Raw genomic sequence first — 21,173 nt, 5'->3', positions numbered from 1 at the left:
ATTATTAGATAGTGCTTCTGTTTACATTGTTGATCCACAGGACTTGATCATGAATAGTATTACTCAGGATACAATAATGTGTACGGATAATAATATCCCGATAGAAATAGTTCCGGATACAGGGATTTACCCTCTTTCATACCAATGGAGCAATGGAGATACGAATAATTCATTTGTCGTTCCTTCCATAGTTCAGGATACCAACTTCATTGTTACAGTAACGGATGCCTGTGGGATTGATACACTCATTGATACCGCACGAGTCATTGTCGATAATCCTCCAACGTCAATTGAAACACCAGGAGACACAATTGATTGTGAGTCGCCAGGAGCACAGGTTAATGTTATTACCAGTGATTCAATGCCGGGTTTGCAATACAACTGGAGCACCAATCAAACAACAACGAGTTTTTTCCAAAACAACCCGTATATCACGACTAACTATGTGGTTACTGTGACGCAGAATTGCGCAAACTATTTCCTAACTGATACTTTTACATTGTTTGTCGACAATCCTCCTTTTACATTGGAAACACAGGATGACACGATCAATTGTACTGATCCGCCTGTGACTATTGGTCCAGAAGTGAGTTATACAACTCCCAACTTCTCGTTCCAGTGGGGTAATGGCTCACAGGATTCCTCCATTACTGTTCAGCCAACGAGTTCAACTACTTATGTTGTCTCGGTTACTGATGCTTGTGGCTACAGAACTGTAACAGATTCAATCACTGTTTATGTAGATAATGATCCCATTATTACTTCAACTGAAAACGAATTGATCAACTGTGTTGGTGATTCTGCTGATATGGAAGTTCAAATTCAGGGAGGTTATCCGCCATACAGCATTCAGTGGAGTTCAGGCGGAACTGACTCGATTGAGACTGTTGCGGGAACTTCAGGTACTCAGACTTATACAGTGAGCGTGACTGATATTTGTCAGCTCGATACTGTAACAGAACAAGTTAATGTTGTTGTTCGTGACTACGAGGATCTTCAAATTGCTCCACTTCAAAACGAGACACTCCTTTGTAAAGGTGATCAATTTGAAATTGGACCTGCTCAGGTTTTGGGTGGCTCCGGAGATAATGTCGTTTCCTGGAACAATTGGGATGATGAAACAAATTTGGCCTGGGGAGTGACAGATACGAATATTACTTTCACGGTTAGAGCCGCAGACCTCTGTAATCTAGATTCTACGCAAACAACGGTTCAGATTATCGTACCGGATTACGATCCAATGGATCTGACTACTACGAATGATACGTTTATTTGTCCTTCAGATGAAGTTTTAATCGGAGCAATGGCTTCGGGTGGAGCTGAAAGTGAGGGCTATGAATATAGCTGGGGTAACGGTAAAACCGGCAATCAAATTTTGGTGAGTCCTAATCAGAGCCGTACTTATTATGTGACAGCAACTGATGTTTGTGGTCATGAGGCTTATGCTGAGGTTTTTGTAGAATCATCAGCGCCAACAGCTGATTTTGAATTTGAGTTCATCGATCCGTTTAACGTGATGTTCGAGAATAAATCAACTCTGGCAGATTCATTCTCCTGGAACTTTGGAGATGGAAATACGGATACTTTCAAAGACCCAATGCATCAATATGAAGAGGATGTTACTCACAATGTCACACTCAAAGCGATAAATCAGTATGGCTGTTTTGATACTGTTACTAAAGAGCTCACCCCACCATTGGTGGCGTTTATACCAAATGCCTTCACTCCTAATGGAGATGGGCTCAATGATGTATTCGAGCTCAATGGAGGTGGAATTCGTTCCGGTGAAAATATTCAGAAGTTTAATATTGCCATTTTTGATAGATGGGGAACAGAAATATTCTTCTCAAATGATCCTAATTTTAAATGGGATGGAATCGACCAAAACAACGGTAAAAAAGTTGGAATTGGCGTTTATCCATTCAAGTTGACGATTGAAGGATACGGAACTCAAAAAATTGAAATGACAGGATCTATTACAATTCCGAGTGTAGATTAATTATTCAGTTTAAAATAAACTGTAAAAGCCGTTTCGCCACGTGAGGTTGAAGCGGCTTTTATCTTTCCATCCATAGCATCGGTAAAAAACTTGACCAGGAATAACCCAAGACCCGTTCCTTTACTGTTTCGTGTGTTTTCATCTCCAAGCCTGTAGAACTTTTCAAAAATTTGATTGAGCTCTTTTTCTGGAATTGTAGTTCCGTGATTTTTAATGGTCAGAACCGCATTTTGCGCTTGTTTTTCTACATCTATCTCAACAGGTTGGTCCGGGGAGCCGTATTTGAGAGCATTCTCATAGAGGTTGATGAAAATTGACTGAATAGCCGTGAGATCAGCATCGATTAAAACATCAGAGTCGATACGTTTTTCAACCTTATGTGTATCCTGAGGGTGATTTTGGATTAATTGTTCAATTGTTCGTGAAAGGTTGATACGCTCTATTTTAAACTGGAAAGAGTTATCTTCCAGCTTAGCAGCGAGTAGAATGTTATTTACCAGTTTAGACTGTCTCTCAACATCGAGTAAGGCTTTATTCAGAAGGGCTTCTTTTTTCTCTTCAGGAATAGATTGCCGTTTTAAAAGTGTTTGAAGGTAGAGTTTTATAGAGGCGAGCGGAGAGTTTAATTCGTGGGTTACGCTCAACAAGAAATTCTGTTGCTGACGAGCCAGCGAAAATTCGCGCATAAACGATTTTTTAACCTGATAAAAACCGATAAACAAAAGAGTGAGAAAAACGGAGCCCTCTCCTATAACCATCAGCAGTTTTTTGTGGAGCGCATTGTCGAATTCTGAAAGGTCTTTTTGGCTTGTTTCTGCTTTCATTACAGCAACCTCTTTTTTGAGGTCAGTAATTTCAACATTCATTTCAAAAATGAGATAGGCCCACCATCCAAATTGCAGGAACACATAAAACACGAGTGCGTAAAAAACGATTAACGGTTTTGGGTTTTTGCTCTTCATCATGCCTGCAATTTAGCGTTTATCTACGCAAAGCTGAATAAAAAGTAATGAAAAGGCTCAAAAATGAATATTTAATGGGAAGGGATATAAAAAACAAAAGCCCCAATCATGGGGCTTTTGAAGTGGTGCCAGCTGGAATCGAACCAGCGACACACGGATTTTCAGTCCGTTGCTCTACCAACTGAGCTATGGCACCGTTTTTAAATCGGGCGACAAAGCTAATAAAATATTCATAACACCAACTCCTTTTCAATTAAAATTACCTTTGCGCCATAAAATTTATGCAGCTCACATTTGACATAGGAAACTCACGAATCAAATTTGGAGTGTTTGAAGGATCAAGCCTCGTTGAATTTGGTGTTGTGGAAAACGTTTCGCAATTAGGTGATTATGCTTCTAATTGGCGAGCAGCCGGAGTTTCAAAAGGTATTTATTCAAGTGTTGGCAAGCCCGGGGTTGAAATGGATCTGACCAAAAAGATTGATTTTATCAAATTGATCAAACTCACACATGAAACACCGCTGCCACTCAAGCTCGATTACAAAACACCAAATACATTAGGTATTGACAGAATAGCTGTGAGCGTTGGTGGTTTTTCTGGTGATGTTGACACAATGGTGATCGATGCAGGTAGTTGTATAACTTACGATGTGGTTTCAAGTGATGGTTTTTACAGGGGAGGAGCTATAACACCCGGAATAAAAATGCGATTGAAGGCAATGCATCATTTTACTGCTCGTTTACCGTTGTTGGAGGATGTGAAAAATGTGAATTTCCCCTCTAAGTCTACTAATGACTGTATGCAGTTGGCTGGAGTAGACTCAGTTTCTCATGAAATGAAAGGTTTTATCGCTGAGTTTAACAAGATTTATAAAAATGGGCGAGTATTACTTACAGGTGGAGACACAGTTTACTTGGCTGAAGGATTAAAAAATCACATTTTTGCTGACAATTTTTTGCAACTGAAAGGATTAAACGAAATACTGAACTATCAAAGCAAGTAAATACATACTCCTGCTATTCGCGTTAACTGGTTTTTTTGAGGCCAATGCTCAGTCTAAACCAAACTCACCATACACCATATTTGGACTTGGAACTCCGGTAAAAGAAGGGTTCGTGAACAATTTCTCTATGGGAGGAGTTAACCGCTATATGTTTGATAACTATATTATCAATCCTTATAACCCTGCAACATATTCTCATCTTGAAGCAACAACCTTTGATATGGGGCTTCATTATGTAAGGTACAATACTGAGGGAGCTAATGCTTCACAAACAACTGACAATGCAGGGTTGCGCTATTTTGGGCTCGGTTTCCCCATAGCTGACCGATGGGGCTGGGCTATGGGAATGGTTCCGCATACTGAAGTTGGTTACGAATTCACGAGAGTCACTCAGGTTGACGGGATGAATTCTACCTCCACTTACAGCGGTGATGGCGGACTCAATAAGGTATTTGGAGGTTTGGGCTTTGAAGCGATAAAGGACACAAATACAACATTGAGTTTTGGTGCTAACTTTCTTTATTTTTTTGGTCCGACCCAGTCGACAACTCGGGTTACTTACGATGATGGAGGTGCCGGCACTTACTCATCAGTGATTGAAGAAGGATTAAATGCATCAGATGTTAACTTTGATTTAGGAGTTCATTTTAGGCAGGATCTTACCAATGCACTCACCAAAAAACGCTCGAAAAGGCTTTACTTCAACTTTGGCGCATCGGGTATGATGCCCACAACGCTCAAAACGAGGAGGAAAACAGAAGCTTACAGCTCTTTTTCTACTCCAAAAGATTACGTTCGCGATCAGGAAGATACGATAGGAATGACGCTTCCTTTTGAAGCCGGGGGAGGGTTTTCTTTAGAGTTTGTTGACATCAACAAGAAAAGTAGATTCATTTTAGGAGCAAATTTTGAATATGCAAACTGGAGTGAATTTGCTGTGGATGACAGAAATGCAGGACTAAATGATTCTTACACGGCATCTATAGGAATGCAATATAACCCTAATGAAAGAGCGATTAGAGGATTGTTAGAAATTATGCGTTACCGTGCAGGTTTGCGCTATACATCTACACATATCAATATTGACTCTGAGTCTGTTACTGATTATGGCATGAGTTTTGGTCTTTCAATACCGTTGATTGCCTCAAAATCGGTGACGTCAACATCAACAACGATCAACTTAGGTGCTGAATTTGGAATTAGAGGCGATAACGCAGTTATAAGTGAGCAATATTCAAAATTCATTTTTGGTGTATCGCTTACTCCCAGTTTTTGGGACGAATGGTTTAAAAGAAAGAAAATTGATTAATTAAAATCATCAATAACATGAAAAATAAGTTAATAGCAGTTGTTGTTTTAAGTTTTTTGAGTACAAGTCTTTTTGCACAGGACGAGAAAAAGTATGGTGAAACTGAGGAGGAGCAGGTAGAATGTAAAAAGAACCTGTCACTCTATAAAGAGTTTTACGATCAAAAAGCTTACAAAGAAGCTAAGTCCCCATTGATGAAGGCTATAGAAATTTGCCCAACATCGAGTAAAAACATGTACATCCGCGGTGTAAATATTTTTGAGCATTTTGTTGAAAAAGCGGATAAAGAGGGGAATACTGAAATGAAGGCTGCATATCTCGATACGCTTATGATGGTTTATGACAAGCGTATTGAAGCTTTTGGTCAAAGAGGATATGTTCTTGGTCGTAAAGGAACAGATCTATTGCGCCACGGCACAAAAGAAAATTATCAGGAAGCGTATGATATCTTAACTGAAACGTATGAGTTGAGAGGTGATAAAATGCAGCCAGGAGCTCTTGCAGCATACTATCAATCAGCTTATAGATTAGCTGTAAGTAAGCAATTACAGGTTGAAGACTTATTAGCACTCTATCCAAAACTAGATGCAGTTGTAAAGGCTAATCAGGGAGGTAAGTATGAAAAAGCTTACAACTCTGCGGCTAAAGTACTCGACAAGATATTTAGTGCAGTTGCTTCATGTGAAGACCTTGTAGACATTTATACTCCAAAGTTTGAAAAAAACAAACAGGATACAGCAGTTCTCGAACAAATTGTCAACCTTTTTGACAAGAAAGAATGTACTGACGAAGAGCTTTATCTGCTCGCATCAGTTGAGTTAGATAAAATGAAGCCTACAGCTGATTCTAAATACGGAATTGGTGTTGGATACCTTAAAAAAGAAGAATATTCAAAAGCAATCGACTATTTGAGTAAGGCTGTTGAAAAGCTCGAAGACAATGAAAGGCTACTTAAAGCTTACGAATACATTGCCAGGGCTCATAACAAACAAAGTAATTATCCTGCCGCTAAACAGGCAGCTCTTAAGATGTTAGAAATAGACAACTCTAACGGAACGGCTTACTTGCTCATTGGAGATGCATATTTCTACGGATCTAAATCTGTTGGTGAAAATGTTTGCGAGAAAGCTGGCGGACTTTGGGCAGCTATTCCAAAATACAACAAAGCAGCTTCACTCGATCCCTCTTTAAAGGAAAAAGCCGGTAAGAAAATCGGTTATGTGAAAGCTCAGTTCCCAAAGAAAGAAGATTGCTTCTTCCATAACATGACTGAAGGTCAGGAACACAAAGTTGGTGGATGGATTAACGAAACAGTTTCCGTCCAGGTTAAATAATGAAAACTTCACGATCACATTTGTTTTTAAGCATCCTCATTTTATTGATGGGGATGCTTTTTTCTTGTGAAAACAGCAAGAAAGAGCTGGAGACGATCAAATTTGATGATAGTTTCCCAAATGAGATCACACGTAATGTAACGCTTTATTACAGTGATTCGGCTAAGGTTAAGGTCATGCTCAAAGCACCACTTGTTGAGCGTTACTACAGAGATGAAGATTCCTATGCAGAGTTTAATAAAGGTGTTTACGTAGAGTTCTACGATGATAGCGGTCACGTTGAGTCCACTATTGAGAGTGAATACGCAAAAAACTATGACCAGCGAGGTGAAATGTTTGCCCGAAATGATGTAGTCGTAGTCAATAAAAAGGGAGAAAAACTGAATACTGAGCACCTGGAATGGAACAGGAACACTCATCAAATTAGATCCAATTCATTTGTCAGGATTACAACGAAAGATGAAATAATCTACGGCAACGGGTTAGAAGCCAATGAAGACTTTACTCGTTATAAAGTAAAAGATATCAAAGGCATCATTGAAGTAGACCAAAATGAAATGAATAAAGATGAAGACGTACAATAAATTCATGGAGATTTTTTGGCTCGTAATTGCCATCCTTAGCGGTGGAACTATAGGCTATCTCTTCTTTTTTGAAGAGTACAACGAGCATCCAATTTTTTTAGCTTTACCTTTCATGGCGTTAGTTATGTTTTTGATGAGACGCTGGTATCGCAAACGAACAGAAAAGGAATCCTCAGGTAACGAGCGAGTCAGTTGATTTTGTATTTTTGAGAAAGCAGCCATAAATTCATGGATAGCAGTTTATACAGCACCATTATCATTTCAGTTTTATCTTCAGCCTTCTTTTCAGGTATGGAGATAGCCTTCGTTTCAGCAAACAAGCTGCAAATTGAACTGGCCAAAAAACAAGGGAATCTTACAGCAAGAGCTTACAGTTCTTTTATGAAATCGCCATCGCGGTTTATCACCACAATGCTGCTCGGGAATAACATAGCACTAGTTGTGTTTGGTATCGCAATGGGAGATCTGCTGGAACCGGTATTTTACAGCTTTGTCTCCAATTCAATAATTGTTCTTTTACTTCAAACAATTTTCTCGACACTCGTAATCCTCATAACGGCAGAGTTTTTACCAAAAGCCATCTTCCAAATCAACCCCAATAAAGCTCTGGCTATTTTTGCTCCGCCCGTATTTTTGGTCTATTACATTTTCTTTCCGGTAGTTACGTTCGTCAACATGTTGAGCAACTTTGTTCTCAAGTACATCATGCGAGTAGATCCCAAGGATGCGCCAATTCGTTTTGGAATGATCGATCTCGATCATCTCGTAAAAGAGGCAACCTCATCAATTGAAGATAACGATGAAATAGAGAATGAAATCCAAATCTTTCAGAACGCACTCGACTTTTCAAACCTCAAAGCGAGGGAGTGTATGATTCCGCGTACTGAGATTGTAGCTCACGAAATTGGCGAATCGGTTGAGGATCTGACCGAAACCTTCATCGATACAGGGCTCTCGAAAGTCCTTATATACCGCGATTCAATCGACAACATTATCGGCTATGTCCATTCATCAGAGTTGTTTAAGCGGCCACCGGAAATCAAAAATATACTCCTGCCAATCTCAGTATTACCCGAGACGATGCCCGCAAATGAAGTGCTCGAATTGCTCATCCAGCAAAAGCGCAGCGTAGCAGTAGTGGTTGATGAGTTTGGTGGAACCTCAGGTTTGCTCACCATGGAAGACGTGGTTGAAGAAATTTTTGGCGATATTGAAGATGAGCACGATCAGGAAGAATTAGTTGAAATTGACCTCGGTCAGAACCGATATCGATTTGCGGCCCGCCTCGAAGTTGATTACCTCAATGAGCAATATAAACTCGATCTTCCTGAGGATGAGGATTATGAAACCCTGGCAGGTTATATTATCCACCTCCACGAAAGCATTCCCGATGAAGGCGAAGTCATAAAAGATGATAACTTTGAGTTCAAAGTACTTCAAAATAGCGGTAAAAAAATTGAGTTAGTAGAAGTCAAAGTGAAATCATTTGATGACTAGGTATAAAGTTTAATGCGAAATTGTATATTCGCAACCCACAAAATTTAAGCGTTTTAACATGGCGGTTATAGGAAAAATCAGAAAACAGTCAACCATCTTGCTCATCGCAATTGGTGGAGCAATGGTTCTTTTCGTTCTCGGTGACTTATTTACATCAGGTTCTACATTCTTTGCAGGACCCAATGATGAGGTTGGTGAGATAGACGGAAAAAAGGTTTCGATCAAAGAATTTGAAATGCGCATGGCGCAGGCAGTTCAAAATAGATTTGGAGGAAACGTTGATGAAGAAACTCGCGTTCAACTCCGCGATCAAATTTGGGACGAAATCGTTCGTGAAAATGTGGTAGCCCCACAAATGGAAGAACTAGGTTTGTCAGTCTCTGATCAGGAACTCTTTTACGTGATCAAAAACGATCCGCAAAACCCAATTTTGAGAAGCTACTTTTCAAATCCTGAAACAGGAAGGCTTTATCAGCAATTTGCTAATCCTGATGGAACGATCAATTCTGACCGCGTGATTGCGTATTTCCAAAACGTATTGAACGGAGATCCATCCCAGGATGAAAACGTACTTCAGGCACAGCAGTCTTTCCAGGTTCTGAAGAGAAACCTCAGAAGCAGCATTCTCGATGAAAAATACGCTTCGCTCTTAGGAAAGTCTATTTATGCTACATCACTCGAAATCGAGAAGAAGAGTGAAGAGTCCAGTAAGTCGATGTCAATTAGCTATGCAGCAAAGTATTTTAATGAGATGGACGACTCAAAGTACGAGCCTACTGAGTCTGAAATGAAATCTTATTACAGCGAGCACAAAAATGAAGCCCGCTTCAAGCAGGAAGAACCATTGCGTTCATTACAGTACGTGACATTTGAAGTGCTCCCAACTCCTGATGATACTAATCGGCTAAGAACTGAATTGCAAGAAGTGAAAAAAGCATTTCAATATGCTGAAGACGATACGTTGTTTGTGAATGAAAATAGTGACACTCCTTTCAATCTCCGTTGGACAACAGGAGAAAACCTTCCAATGGGAATGGATTCGCTTGTAATGAACGCTTCAAAAGATTCAATTTTTGGTCCTTACCGCAACGAGGACAAATTTGAACTTTTAAAGGTGAAAGACTTCAAGCAAGCACCCGATTCAGTAAAAGCAAGTCACATATTATTATCTGCTGAAAAAGTTGATACAGCAACAGCTCGTCAACGTCTTGATAGCCTTAGAGAAGTTATTCGTGAAAACGACAACTTTGCTCAATTAGCAAGCCAGTATAGTATGGATGGCTCCAGAACTAAAGGAGGAGACCTCGGTTGGTTTGCAGAAGGACAAATGGTTCCCGCTTTCAGCAATGCTTGTTTTGAAGGTGAAGTTGGCGATATGCCAATTATTTCTTCTCAATATGGAATGCACCTTATTAAAATTACTGACCAAACTGATGATGTTAAGAAAGCACTAGTCGCTATTATTGATAATATGATAGAGCCGGGAGAACGTACATTCCAGGATGTTTACGCTGAAGCGAGCTCGTTTGCGATTAATAACGACAATGCTGATAATTTCATCGAGAATGGTGAAAAATATGGAATGGCAAAAGCTCCAAGTTTAAGACCTAACGACCGCACTCTTATGGGAATTGAGGGTTCTAGAGAAGTTGTTCAGTGGGCTTATGGAGCTGAGGTTGGAGATGTCTCTGAAGTTTTTGACCTTCAAGATCAGTATTTAGTTGCCTTATTGAGTGAAGTTCGTGAAAAGGGTGTTTTACCATTTGATCTCGCAAAAGAAGAAGTGAGAGCTTCAGTTCTCAATCAAAAGAAAGCGGATGCTGCTAAAGAAATGGTTGGCAGTGAACAAAACCTCGAATCGGTTTCACAAAAATGGGACGGCATTGTACAACAGTCAGAGCCCTTCACATTTGCAGACTTCACGATTAGCGGAATTGGTGTTGAACCAAAAGTTCAGGGAACAGCTTACACGCTTGAGCCAAAAAGTGTTTCTAAACCAATTGACGGCCAGCGTGCAGTTTATGTAATCCGTTTAGATAATACACAAAAAGTTCCTTCGAGCGTAACAAGAAGCTCAATTGAACAAAGATACTCGAGGAGAGCTGGCGTTTCAGCAAAGGATGCAATCAAAGAAAACGCCCAAATAGAGGACAATAGAGCTCAATTCTATTGATCTTGAACAACCTGGAGTTGAAAATTTGTAGAGAATAATATTAAGTATTAGCTTTGCACCCCCTTTTTAGAAAGGGGGCTTTTTATTGTTATAGAATAAAAAATCAGTCACATTGGAAACTTTGAGCTACAAAACCAAATCGGTAAACAAAGAAAGCGCTGATAAAAAGTGGGTTATAGTAGATGCAGAAGGCCAGGTTTTAGGTCGTGTTGCATCCAAAATAGCTTACGTTTTGCGCGGGAAGCACAAGGCTACGTTTACACCTCACGCTGATACAGGTGATAATGTAATCGTAATCAACGCTTCAAAAATTGATTTAACAGGAAAAAAATGGGACGACAAGAGCTACATCCGCTACACTGGGTATCCAGGTGGTCAGCGTGATTTAACTGCTCGTGAGTTGTTTGAGAAAGATCCTGTTAAACTTATGGAAAAAGCTGTTAAAGGCATGCTTCCTAAAACCAGACTAGGACGCGAAGTGTTCAGAAACCTTTATGTTTATGAAGGATCTGACCATGCACACAGCGGTCAAAAACCAGAGAAGTTAGACATTAATACAATCAAATAGGAATGGAAGTATTCAACACAATTGGAAGGAGAAAATCTTCAGTTGCTCGTATTTACATGAGTGCGGGTAAAGGAGATATTACCATCAATGGTCGCTCAATGACCGATTATTTCCCTCGTCCATACCTTCAAAACAAATTGAACCAGCCTTTTAAGTTGACTGAAACTGAAGGCCAGTACGATTTGAAAGTGAATGTACGCGGTGGCGGAATTACAGGTCAGGTTGAAGCTATTCGTTTAGCAGTTGCTCGTGCTCTCGTTAGTATTGACGAAGAAAACAAGCCGGCATTGAAAAACGAAAAAATGCTTACTCGTGACCCACGTATGGTTGAGCGTAAGAAATTCGGTCAAAAGAAAGCTCGTAAGAAGTTCCAGTTCTCTAAGCGTTAATTTTACGCTTTTAGTTCAGCATCCAAACTGGCTCCTAAGTCGGTTGCTCTGTTGGATTTGAGTAACAGGAAAGTGAACAATTTTAAAAAACAAGTATGTCAACAAGAACAAACTACAAAGACTTATTAGATGCTGGTGTTCACTTTGGACACCTCACAAGAAAGTGGGATCCTCGTATGGCTCCCTATATCTTTATGGAGAAAAATGATATTCACATCATTGATCTTCATAAAACCGTAGCCAAAGTAGAAGATGCGTCTAACGCACTTAAACAAATGGCAAAGAGTGGCAAAAAAATCATGTTTGTTGCCACTAAAAAACAAGCTAAAGATATCGTAGCTGAGCGCGTGAAGAAAACGGGTATGCCGTATGTGACTGAACGCTGGGCCGGTGGTATGTTAACCAACTTCGCAACAATCCGCAAAGCTATTCGCAAAATGCAGAGTATCGAGAAGTTGCTCGCTGATGATACTGCAAAACACCTTCAAAAGAAGGAACGTTTAATGCTCGATCGTCAAAGACAAAAACTCGAAACTCAATTGGGATCTATTCGTGATCTCAACCGTCTTCCAGCAGCACTTTTTATCGTTGATATAAAGAAAGAACACATCGCTGTTAAGGAAGCGCGTAAGTTGAATATCCCAACTTTCGCAATGGTTGATACAAATTCAGATCCTAACGCTGTTGATTTCCCAATCCCAGCTAACGATGATGCATCGAGCTCTATCGAAAAAATCATTGATTTGGCTTCTTCAGCAGTAGAAGAAGGTTTGAATGAGCGTAAACTCGAAAAAGAAAAAGCTCAGGCAGACAAAGCAAAAGCCAAACAAAAGAAGACTGAGAAAGCCAGGGAAAAGGAAGAATCAACTGAGACTAAAGAAGAAAAGTAACTTCATAAAAACGTATTAACCTCTTTATTATCATGGCAAAAATAACAGCCTCTGAAGTTAATAAACTGCGCAAGCACACTGGTGCAGGCATGATGGACTGCAAAAAAGCATTGGTTGAATCTGATGGTGATTTTGATGCAGCAGTTGAAATCCTTCGTAAAAAAGGTCAAAAAGTAGCTGCTAAACGCGGTGAAAATGAAGCCTCTGAAGGAATTGTTATCTCCAAATCAAACGGAGATTCAGGAGTGATCATCAAAGTAAATTGCGAAACAGATTTCGTAGCTAAGAATGATGACTTCGTGAAATTTGTTGATCAACTCGCTTCTATCGCACTTGAAAACGGTGCCGATTCAGTTGAAAAACTCAAAGAATTGAAGTTTGACGATATCTCAGTTGAAGAAAAATTAACTGAGCAAATCGGTAAAATAGGTGAGAAAATCGAAATATCCAACCTTGGAAGCATCAACGCTGAAACTGTTGTTGCTTACAATCACCCTGGTAATCAGGTTGGCTCTTTAGTTGGTCTCAACAAAGATGGCGATAAGGTTGAAGAAGCCGGCAAAGACGTTGCAATGCAAGTTGCAGCTATGAATCCGGTTGCACTTGTTAAGGATGAAGTTCCACAGGATGTTATCGATAAAGAAATTGAAATCGGTAAAGACACTGCTCGTCAGGAAGGCAAACCGGAAGAAATGCTTGATAAAATCGCAATGGGTAAACTCAACAAATTCTTCAAAGAGAATACGCTTCTCGCTCAAGCCTTTATTAAAGACAACAAAACTTCAGTAGAGAAACACCTCGATGGAGTTGAAAGTGGACTAACGGTGAAAGAGTTTCTGAGATACTCACTTTCATAATTTATTTCAAAAAAAGAGAGATTTTTAAAAATCTCTCTTTTTTTTGTCCAAACTTTTGGGTTATGGCAACAAAGTACAAGCGCATATTATTAAAACTAAGTGGTGAGTCATTAATGGGTGACCGCGAATTTGGAATCGATCACCAACGCCTCGCGAGATACGCTAACGAGATCAAACAAGTCATTGATGAAGGCGTTTCTGTTGGAATCGTCATTGGAGGCGGAAATATTTTTCGTGGTATCCAACAGATTGATGGAGCCATCGATCGCGTTCAGGGCGATTATATGGGGATGCTTGCAACAATGATCAATAGCATGGCACTCCAGAGCTCTTTGGAAAGCATTGGCGTTATCACACGCCTTCAAAGTGCTATCAAGATGGAGCAAATTGCCGAGCCTTTCATCAAAAGACGCGCTGTGCGTCACCTCGAAAAAAATCGTGTTGTCATCTTTGGTGCCGGAACAGGTAACCCATACTTTACTACAGATACAGCCGCCTCACTAAGAGCCATTGAGATCAATGCTGATGTCATTTTAAAAGGCACTCGCGTTGACGGCATCTACACTGCCGATCCTGAAAAAGATCCAGATGCGAGGAAGTACGAAAACATCACTTACCAGGAGTGTATTGAAGAGGATCTGAACATCATGGATATGACAGCATTTACGCTCTGTAAAGAGAATAAATTACCAATCGTGGTGTTTGATATGGACAGTGGCGGAAACTTATTAAAAGTTGTAAAAGGGGAAAAAGTAGGAACGCTTGTTTCCTAATCCATCGCCTGAATTTTCGCTTCAACAAAAAATTTCATCAGCGGCTCGGCAAGCTTAAAATAGTTTTCGGTCAGATCCAGAAGGTCATCGCGTAATATCGTTTCAGGTGGTAATTCTACTCCGTAAAGCCATGATTTGTTGTAGATCAATGGCTCTTTTTGAGCCTGCTTTTTTACTTCTTTGGCTACTATTTTATTTCTTTCCCCTTCAATATTTCCGAAAGTTTCTTTGAAGGTGCGGCTCTGACTGAGATCGCTAAAACGCTTCATTTCATTTGCTATTTTTACTCTCACCTGATCGCGTAACTCACGAGAAGGGTTGAAAAGCCCAAAATAGATCAACATTTTTTCCGGACTCAGGTGAACATAAATACCGGGGTAATCATGGTCTTTTTTTCCGCCAGGAGCCAAGGCTGCTGCAACATGCATTTTATATGGAGTCTTGTCTTTGCTAAAACGGATGTCACGGTTGATTCTGAAAATAGCGTTTTTTGGCTCGATTTTGAGCTGAGGGTTGTGTTGACTCAATCGCTCTATCAAATCGGTGACAAACTCTTTAAAAGGTTCTTTCACAAAATTCTTGTATTGGTTGCGGTTCTGATCAAACCAATCTTTGTGATTGTTGGGAGCCAGGTCGATGAAAAACTGGAGAAATTCGGGTTGGAAATAGCGCATGACTTTTTATTTTATGAGCAGTTGAAAAAGAAACGACACCTCACAAAATTTGTTTTCTTTGTAACGCTGATAAATTAATGTTGCTATGGACGAAGAATTAGAATTGATATTTGATCAGGCGAAAGAATCGATGAGCGAATCGATTGATCACCTAAAAGCTGAATTGGCTAAAATTAGAGCCGGACGTGCAAACCCGAGTATGCTCGATGGTGTTAAGGTTGAGTATTACGGGTCTTTGACTCCGCTCAATCAGGTTTCAAACGTGAACACGCCTGATGGTCGCACAATTTCTGTTCAGCCCTGGGAAAAAGGGATGCTGCAGGAGATTGAAAAAGCGATTATGAACGCCAACCTCGGTCTCAATCCTCAAAACAATGGTGAGTTGATCATGATCAATATTCCGCCATTGAGTGAAGAACGCAGGCAACAACTTGTTAAGCAGGCAAAGGCTGAGGGCGAAAAGTCTAAGGTTAGCTTGCGCAACGCTCGTAAAGAAGCGATGGATGAGCTCAAGAGACTCAAAAATGATGGTGCTCCTGAGGACGCGATCAAAGATGCTGAAGATGAAGTTCAAAAAATCACTGATGAGCACACAGCTAAGATCGATAAGTATATTGAAGATAAAGAAGCTGATATTTTGAAAGTATAATTTCAGCTAAAAAATAAAGACAAGCCGCAGTTAATACAACTGTGGCTTTTTTATGCCCAAACTTTAGTTCCTTCAGTACAATTCTTGCAGATGTCGATCTCACTGCGAGATTTAAAAATAGCACCTCTAAAACTCCGGTACATCGGACTGTTCCAAATTTCTTTAAAGCTTTTTTCTTTCATATCGCCCATTTGGTGAGTAGCGTCTTTGTCAAAGCAACAGGGAACGATAAGTCCGTCCCAGGTGATCACACATCCCGACCACATTCTCCAGCAATGATCGAGCAGCTTGTTTTTAACTGTCCATTTGCCGTTATCCAGCTGTTTATAGCGAGAGTACTTATCATTTTCAGGAATGAGCGGATTCCCGTTTTCGTAATCGTAAACCTGTGCTGTTTTCAGCCGCACTTCATCAACACCTAGTTCTTTCGCTAGTTTATGGACATCGTCTATTTGGTGTTCGTTAGGCTTTACTACTAAAAACTGGAAAATAATGTGAGGCGTTTTAGAGTTGAGTTTCTTTTTCCACTCGATAATCTTTTTTGTACCGGCAATAACTTTGTCGAGTTTCCCCCTTTTGCGGTACTGCTCATAAACTTCCTGCGTTGTACCATCAATAGAGATAATCATTCTGTCCAGCCCTGATTCAACTGTTCGTTTAGCCGTTTTATCATTCAGGAAGTGAGCATTTGTTGAAGTAGCCGTGTACAGCTTTTTGTCACTGGCATACTTTACCATATCCAAAAATTTAGGGTTGATGTACGGCTCGCCCTGGAAATAAAACAATACATAAGTCGATTTTTTCGCGAGTTGACCGATTACCGTTTTGTAAAAATCTGGGTCTAAATTTCCCGTATCACGAGAAAACTGACGCAATCCGCTGGGGCATTCAGGGCAACCCAAATTGCAGGATGTTGTGGGTTCTATGGAAAAGCTGATCGGGTAGCCGCTGTGGTAAGTGTTGCGTGTAATTTTGGAAACAAAATAACTCGCAAAAGTTTGCGCTGCATTGAAGGCTCGCTGTGGCGTTACCTTCGACATCATATTGAAAAAATCGGTTGTTCTACTCACGTGAGCAAATGTAGGAAATAGAAACTTTTAGAGCTTACAGTTTTTCGAAAACAGAAAGACTAAATTGAAACTCACAGCCTTAAAAATCACTAAAATAAATTCAAGTTTTCTCAATTATTCACATCTTTGAGGAAAGCCTGTAACTGTGAAGTACTCACTTTTTATTTTTTTCTTGTTTTTAGCTGTTATCGGTCAGAGCCAAAGCGTACACCGCGGCCGTATTATCGATAGCAAAACAAATGAGCCGCTGGCGTTTGTGAACATTTCAGTTCCTGAACTGGGTGTGGGAACAACAAGTGATGTCAACGGTAGCTTTGCAATCAGGCTTCCGAAAGAAGCTGAGAAAGTACGGCTCACTTATGTTGGCTATGAAACGAAAATGGTTCTGAAAGGGAACCTCAAAGGAGATATCAAGCTTAAACGGAAAGCTTCTCAGCTCAAGGAAGTAGAGATTTTCCCCGGTAAAAACCCGGCCGATAGCTTAATGGAGTTGGTCATCGATAACAAGGATAAACACGATCCATTCAAAAAAGACCAATTTGCATTTGACATTTACAACAAGATTTTGGTCACAATAAGCGATTCGGCAATTGACAGCATGGCTGTGAGTACTGATACTAACTCTCAAGATTTCGCCAAACACATGAGCGAACATGATTTGTTTATGGCAGAAACGTATTCCAAAAAATGGTACGAAAAGCCCGGAAAGGTGAAAGAGAAAATCCTTGCAAATCGCGTTGCCGGACTCGATAATCCATCTTTTTACTGGTTAGCTACTAATATGCAACCGCTATCTTTTTATGAACCGATCATTGAACTCAACGGTAGTAAATATGTGAGTCCGCTCGTGAAAAGATCCTGGAATCAGTACCTTTTCATTATTAAAGACACACTTTACCGAAATCAGGACACCGTTTTTGTGGTGAGTTATCAGCCCAAAAGTGGAAAGGATTTCAAGTCACTCGAGGGAATATTGAGTATCAACACGAATGAATATGCACTTGAAAATGTGATAGCGAGAAGTACAAATCACCTGACGAATAACCTTAGAATTCAACAAAAATATACACGTGTAAAAGAAGAGTGGTTTCCTGAACAGCTCAACTTTGAGCTTAAGTTAAACACCGTTCAGGTTGAAGAGGGAGCGCCAATACACATGATTGGGCGCAGTTACATCAACAAAGTCGTTTTTGATACGAATTTTAGAGGTCGTGATTTTAATGGCTTAACTGTAGAACTGGATGAAGAGGCGACAAAAAAATCACAGGCTTACTGGGATAGCATACGTGCAGATACGCTCACTCAAAAAGAACAAAACACCTATACTTTTACTGATTCGGCAGGAGAATCAGTAAACCTCGATGAAAAACTTTTCATCCTTGAGTCACTCGTAACGCAAAGAGTTCCAATCAAGTTTATCGATATCAAGCTCGATAAATTGATGGAATTTAATCTTTATGAAGGGTTAAGATTAGGTGCGGGCATTAGCACCAATGACAGGCTTTCAAAGCACATTGAGTTGGGAGGCTATTTTGCTTATGGTTTTAACGATAAAGCCTGGAAGTATGGAGGTCATCTTACTTTGAGTGAAGGCAGACTCAATCGATACACGCTCGATCTGGAATATGCTCGTGACCTTCACAGCCCAGGCTATTCGAATATACCGGCAAGAATGGGAGGACTCATTTCCAATGACCTAACCCGTTTTTATATACGTTGGCAAAACCTATCTACGCGTTATAGGGCGGAGTTTAAATTTCCTCTTTTCAGAGATGCTACCGTTGGTGTCTTTGGAACTTATCGTCAAAATGAAATCACCAACAATTACCGTATTTACAGCGAAAATGAATCTGATGTTTGGATACCCTTTCAGTCATATTCGATTGGTGAAGCAGGTGTGAACTTGAGATACGCCTACCAGGAGGAAAAAGTGGAGATGTTCAATACAGTAGTAAAAGCAAAGTCTCCGTATCCTGTTCTCCATCTGCAATACGCAAAAGGTATCGGTCAGATCCAGCAAGCAGACAATTACTACGATCGTTATGAGGCTCGTGTGGAGTTTACCAAAAAGACACCTCGTCTCAAGCAATTTAGAATGATGTTGCGCGGTTCGTACTTAGATGGCGAATTACCCATTCCGGAAATGTATTCTCCAGTATCGGTTTATGACCCCGAGTTAGCAGTAACTTCAGATTACGGATTCCAAACACTGCTCCAGGGATCTTATTTCGGTTCTGAACTTTATGAAGCACACGCCAGCTTTGAATTCGTGAAATTCAACACCAAATCTGATTGGTTCAATCCATCGCTAACAGCCGTGCAGTCTGCTGGTTGGGGATCTGACCAAAGAGAGAACTTTACCGATGGAGGTTTTATTTACAAAACACCTGAACACGGTTTATTCGAAAGTGGTTTAATCATTAACGGTCTTTACACTTCATCATCGGAAACTTTGATTCCCGCTAAATATGGAGTTGGCACTTTTTATCGCTACGGAGCCAGCAATAGCGGCAACTGGTACGATAATCTTGCTGTAAAGCTTTCTTTTTTAACGACTTTTTAAGCAGGTGGGCATCACTTAGATGCTGTGAATGTGTGCTAAGTGCTCGGTAATATTTATTTTCGTGCGCCTTAAATTGATTAGAAAGTAAACAACGAGCCTTTTACCCGGGTTCAGGGATTTTATATGTGGGAGTTAATAGCGAGATTCATTCTTAGGCAGCGTATTCCAATTCTTATTGGTGTTTTACTGGTAACGATATTTATGGGCTATAAAAGCACTGATACGCGCCTTCAGTGGACGCTACCCAGGCTACTCCCCGATGATGATTCTACCCTCGTTGCCAACCGCGAATTCAAGGAAATATTTGGTTACGAAAATGTATCCATTCTTTTGGGAACTGAAGAGCCGGTTCTCGATAGTTTGGAGTTTTTTAATGACTGGTATTCACTGGGAAATGAATTAGCAGGAGTTAATAATGTTGACACGGTTTTGTCAGTTGCACACCTGCTTACGGTTGAAAAGAATGCTGATGCTAAACGCTTTGAGCTCAAGCCAATTGTGAAGCGCAAGCTAAGGTCTCAGTCAGAGTTAGATAGCATAAGGGTAAAAATTAAAAGCTTGCCTTTTTACCGGGATCGGGTTTACAACGACTCTACCGGTGTTAGTGTAATGGCCATATCTGTGAATCCTGATGTGTTCAACTCACCAGATCGCGAATCGATGATGGATAGCATTATCACAAAGACTGAGCGGTTTGAAGCTGAGCACGGAATTGATCTTCGATATTCAGGATTACCATTTATCAGAACCGAAACAACTCATTTGGTAAAAGGCGAGTTGAGCTCGTTTATCATCTACGCAGTGATTGTTACCATAATCGTTTTGCTTTTCTTTTTCAGATCCGCTCCTCCGGTATTTGTGAGTATGCTTATCGTATTGATGGGCGTTGTGTGGTCGCTGGGTATCATTGCAGTACTCGATTACGAGATTACGATTTTGACGAGTATTATTCCGCCATTGATAATCGTGATTGGTATTCCAAATAGTGTGTACCTGATCAATAAATATCACGCAGAGTATACGAGTCACGGCAATAAAATACTGGCACTTTCACGCATCATTAGGAAGATTGGAAAAGCCACGCTCATGACGAACGTAACAACTGCTGTAGGTTTTTCTACTTTTATTTTTACTCAGAGTAATGTTCTGGTAGAGTTCGGTATTGTTGCTTCGATTAACATCTTGTTGCTCTTTGTGCTCTCCATATTTTTGGTTCCGAGTATTCTCAGCTTTCTCAAGCCGCCAAAGAGTAAGCACACCAAGCACCTCGATAAGCCTTTTATCAAAAGAATGGTAGAAAATCTTGTGAGGGTTGTAAGCAACTACAGAAAACCGGTTTATATCGTTACTTTGCTTTTGATCGGGTTTGGTGTATTTGGTTTGTCACGCATGGAAACTACCGGGAATCTCGTAGATGATTTACCAAAAGATCACCAGGTGGTGGAAGATCTTCACTTTTTTGAAGAGCAGTTTGATGGAGTGATGCCTTTTGAAATCATTATCGACACAAGGAAAGAAGGTATGGCTACGCGAAGTAGCACTTTGAGAAAGATCGATGAACTTGAACAATTACTGGGCACTTACGATGAGTTTTCAAAACCGCTATCAATTGTTGGCGGAATTAAGTTTGCCCGCCAGGCTTTTTACGGAGGTGACCCCAGCCAGTACAGGTTAATAGCGAGTAACGAACGAATTTTCTTTAGGCCGTATTTGAAAAATGCCGGTGGAGGAGGTAAAGGTGTGGATTTACTCAACTCCTTTGTTGATAGTACAGAGCGCTATGCCCGGGTAACTGCTCAAATGAAAGATATAGGCACTAAAGAAATGGATGCCTTAATTAAGGATTTGAAGCCAAAGGTAGATGAGATTTTTAGTCAC

The 21,173-nt window shown here is 40.3% G+C and carries 19 protein-coding genes and 1 tRNA gene; 16 read left to right on the top strand and 4 right to left on the bottom strand.

Annotated elements, in window-relative coordinates:
- Nucleotides 1-1,999: gliding motility-associated C-terminal domain-containing protein (locus tag RI557_RS09115; RefSeq protein WP_310683371.1), on the top strand; the 1,999-nt coding region annotated here is incomplete at its 5' end.
- Here the strand turns inward: RI557_RS09115 and RI557_RS09110 are convergent.
- Both RI557_RS09110 and RI557_RS09105 read right to left on the bottom strand, forming a co-directional pair.
- On the bottom strand, nucleotides 1,996-2,964 hold the full coding sequence (locus tag RI557_RS09110) for an ATP-binding protein (RefSeq protein WP_310668380.1): 969 nt from the start codon (nucleotides 2,962-2,964) through the stop codon (nucleotides 1,996-1,998). The genes RI557_RS09115 and RI557_RS09110 overlap by 4 nt on opposite strands.
- A gap of 120 nt (nucleotides 2,965-3,084) precedes the next feature.
- Nucleotides 3,085-3,157: transfer RNA gene (locus RI557_RS09105), tRNA-Phe, on the bottom strand.
- 85 nt (nucleotides 3,158-3,242) lie between these two features.
- Between RI557_RS09105 and RI557_RS09100 the strand changes: the two genes are divergently transcribed.
- The 12 genes from RI557_RS09100 to pyrH all read left to right on the top strand — a co-directional run bounded on the left by RI557_RS09100 (nucleotide 3,243) and on the right by pyrH (nucleotide 14,339).
- Nucleotides 3,243-3,965: a type III pantothenate kinase gene (locus RI557_RS09100; protein ID WP_310668379.1), complete on the top strand. Its 723-nt coding sequence runs from the start codon at nucleotides 3,243-3,245 to the stop codon at nucleotides 3,963-3,965.
- 112 nt (nucleotides 3,966-4,077) lie between these two features.
- Nucleotides 4,078-5,274 (top strand): hypothetical protein, encoded by a 1,197-nt coding sequence (locus tag RI557_RS09095; protein ID WP_310668378.1) that lies wholly within the window; start codon nucleotides 4,078-4,080, stop codon nucleotides 5,272-5,274.
- Nucleotides 5,275-5,291: 17 nt separating this feature from the next.
- Nucleotides 5,292-6,608, top strand: coding sequence for a hypothetical protein (locus RI557_RS09090; protein WP_310683369.1), 1,317 nt, complete (start codon nucleotides 5,292-5,294; stop codon nucleotides 6,606-6,608).
- Nucleotides 6,608-7,192 (top strand): LPS export ABC transporter periplasmic protein LptC, encoded by a 585-nt coding sequence (gene lptC, locus RI557_RS09085; RefSeq protein ID WP_310668375.1) that lies wholly within the window; start codon nucleotides 6,608-6,610, stop codon nucleotides 7,190-7,192. Before RI557_RS09090 ends, lptC begins: the two co-directional genes overlap by 1 nt.
- Nucleotides 7,176-7,388, top strand: coding sequence for a hypothetical protein (locus tag RI557_RS09080; protein WP_310668374.1), 213 nt, complete (start codon nucleotides 7,176-7,178; stop codon nucleotides 7,386-7,388). Before lptC ends, RI557_RS09080 begins: the two co-directional genes overlap by 17 nt.
- A gap of 32 nt (nucleotides 7,389-7,420) precedes the next feature.
- Entirely contained in the window at nucleotides 7,421-8,689 is a 1,269-nt protein-coding gene (locus RI557_RS09075; protein ID WP_310668373.1) for a hemolysin family protein, read from the top strand.
- Between the two features lie 58 nt (nucleotides 8,690-8,747).
- Complete coding sequence (locus RI557_RS09070; protein WP_310683367.1) at nucleotides 8,748-10,862, top strand: SurA N-terminal domain-containing protein; 2,115 nt, start codon at nucleotides 8,748-8,750, stop codon at nucleotides 10,860-10,862.
- A 112-nt stretch (nucleotides 10,863-10,974) separates the two neighbouring features.
- On the top strand, nucleotides 10,975-11,430 hold the full coding sequence (gene rplM, locus RI557_RS09065) for a 50S ribosomal protein L13 (protein ID WP_310668371.1): 456 nt from the start codon (nucleotides 10,975-10,977) through the stop codon (nucleotides 11,428-11,430).
- 2 nt (nucleotides 11,431-11,432) lie between these two features.
- Nucleotides 11,433-11,819 (top strand): 30S ribosomal protein S9, encoded by a 387-nt coding sequence (gene rpsI / locus RI557_RS09060; protein ID WP_310668370.1) that lies wholly within the window; start codon nucleotides 11,433-11,435, stop codon nucleotides 11,817-11,819.
- Nucleotides 11,820-11,914: 95 nt separating this feature from the next.
- Nucleotides 11,915-12,709 carry a 30S ribosomal protein S2 gene (rpsB, locus tag RI557_RS09055; protein WP_310683365.1) on the top strand — a complete coding sequence of 265 codons (795 nt, stop codon included), beginning with the start codon at nucleotides 11,915-11,917 and terminating at the stop codon, nucleotides 12,707-12,709.
- Between the two features lie 32 nt (nucleotides 12,710-12,741).
- Nucleotides 12,742-13,566 carry a translation elongation factor Ts gene (tsf, locus tag RI557_RS09050; RefSeq protein WP_310668368.1) on the top strand — a complete coding sequence of 275 codons (825 nt, stop codon included), beginning with the start codon at nucleotides 12,742-12,744 and terminating at the stop codon, nucleotides 13,564-13,566.
- Nucleotides 13,567-13,628: 62 nt separating this feature from the next.
- Nucleotides 13,629-14,339, top strand: a complete 711-nt coding sequence (pyrH, locus tag RI557_RS09045) for a UMP kinase (protein WP_310668367.1) — start codon at nucleotides 13,629-13,631, stop codon at nucleotides 14,337-14,339.
- On the opposite strand, the gene RI557_RS09040 is transcribed toward pyrH, so the two are convergent.
- The gene (locus RI557_RS09040) at nucleotides 14,336-15,013 is read right to left on the bottom strand and encodes a DUF2461 domain-containing protein (protein WP_310668366.1); all 678 of its coding nucleotides are present in this window, start codon (nucleotides 15,011-15,013) and stop codon (nucleotides 14,336-14,338) included. The two genes, pyrH and RI557_RS09040, sit on opposite strands and share 4 nt — an antisense overlap.
- 85 nt (nucleotides 15,014-15,098) lie before the next feature.
- Here RI557_RS09040 and frr point away from each other — a divergent pair, with 85 nt between their 5' ends.
- Nucleotides 15,099-15,662: a ribosome recycling factor gene (frr, locus tag RI557_RS09035; protein WP_310668365.1), complete on the top strand. Its 564-nt coding sequence runs from the start codon at nucleotides 15,099-15,101 to the stop codon at nucleotides 15,660-15,662.
- 50 nt (nucleotides 15,663-15,712) lie between these two features.
- Here the strand turns inward: frr and RI557_RS09030 are convergent, their stop codons facing one another.
- Nucleotides 15,713-16,705 (bottom strand): SPASM domain-containing protein, encoded by a 993-nt coding sequence (locus tag RI557_RS09030; RefSeq protein ID WP_310668364.1) that lies wholly within the window; start codon nucleotides 16,703-16,705, stop codon nucleotides 15,713-15,715.
- A 172-nt stretch (nucleotides 16,706-16,877) separates the two neighbouring features.
- Between RI557_RS09030 and RI557_RS09025 the strand changes: the two genes are divergently transcribed.
- Together RI557_RS09025 and RI557_RS09020 are read left to right on the top strand one after the other, a co-directional pair.
- On the top strand, nucleotides 16,878-19,295 hold the full coding sequence (locus RI557_RS09025; RefSeq protein ID WP_310668363.1) for a DUF5686 family protein: 2,418 nt from the start codon (nucleotides 16,878-16,880) through the stop codon (nucleotides 19,293-19,295).
- Between the two features lie 123 nt (nucleotides 19,296-19,418).
- On the top strand, nucleotides 19,419-21,173 hold a 1,755-nt coding region (locus tag RI557_RS09020; protein WP_310683363.1), incomplete at its 3' end, for an MMPL family transporter.

Source organism: Salibacter sp., assembly GCF_031581065.1.
Classification (GTDB): domain Bacteria; phylum Bacteroidota; class Bacteroidia; order Flavobacteriales_G; family Salibacteraceae; genus Salibacter.
This window is presented reverse-complemented; position numbering and strand designations above follow the sequence as displayed.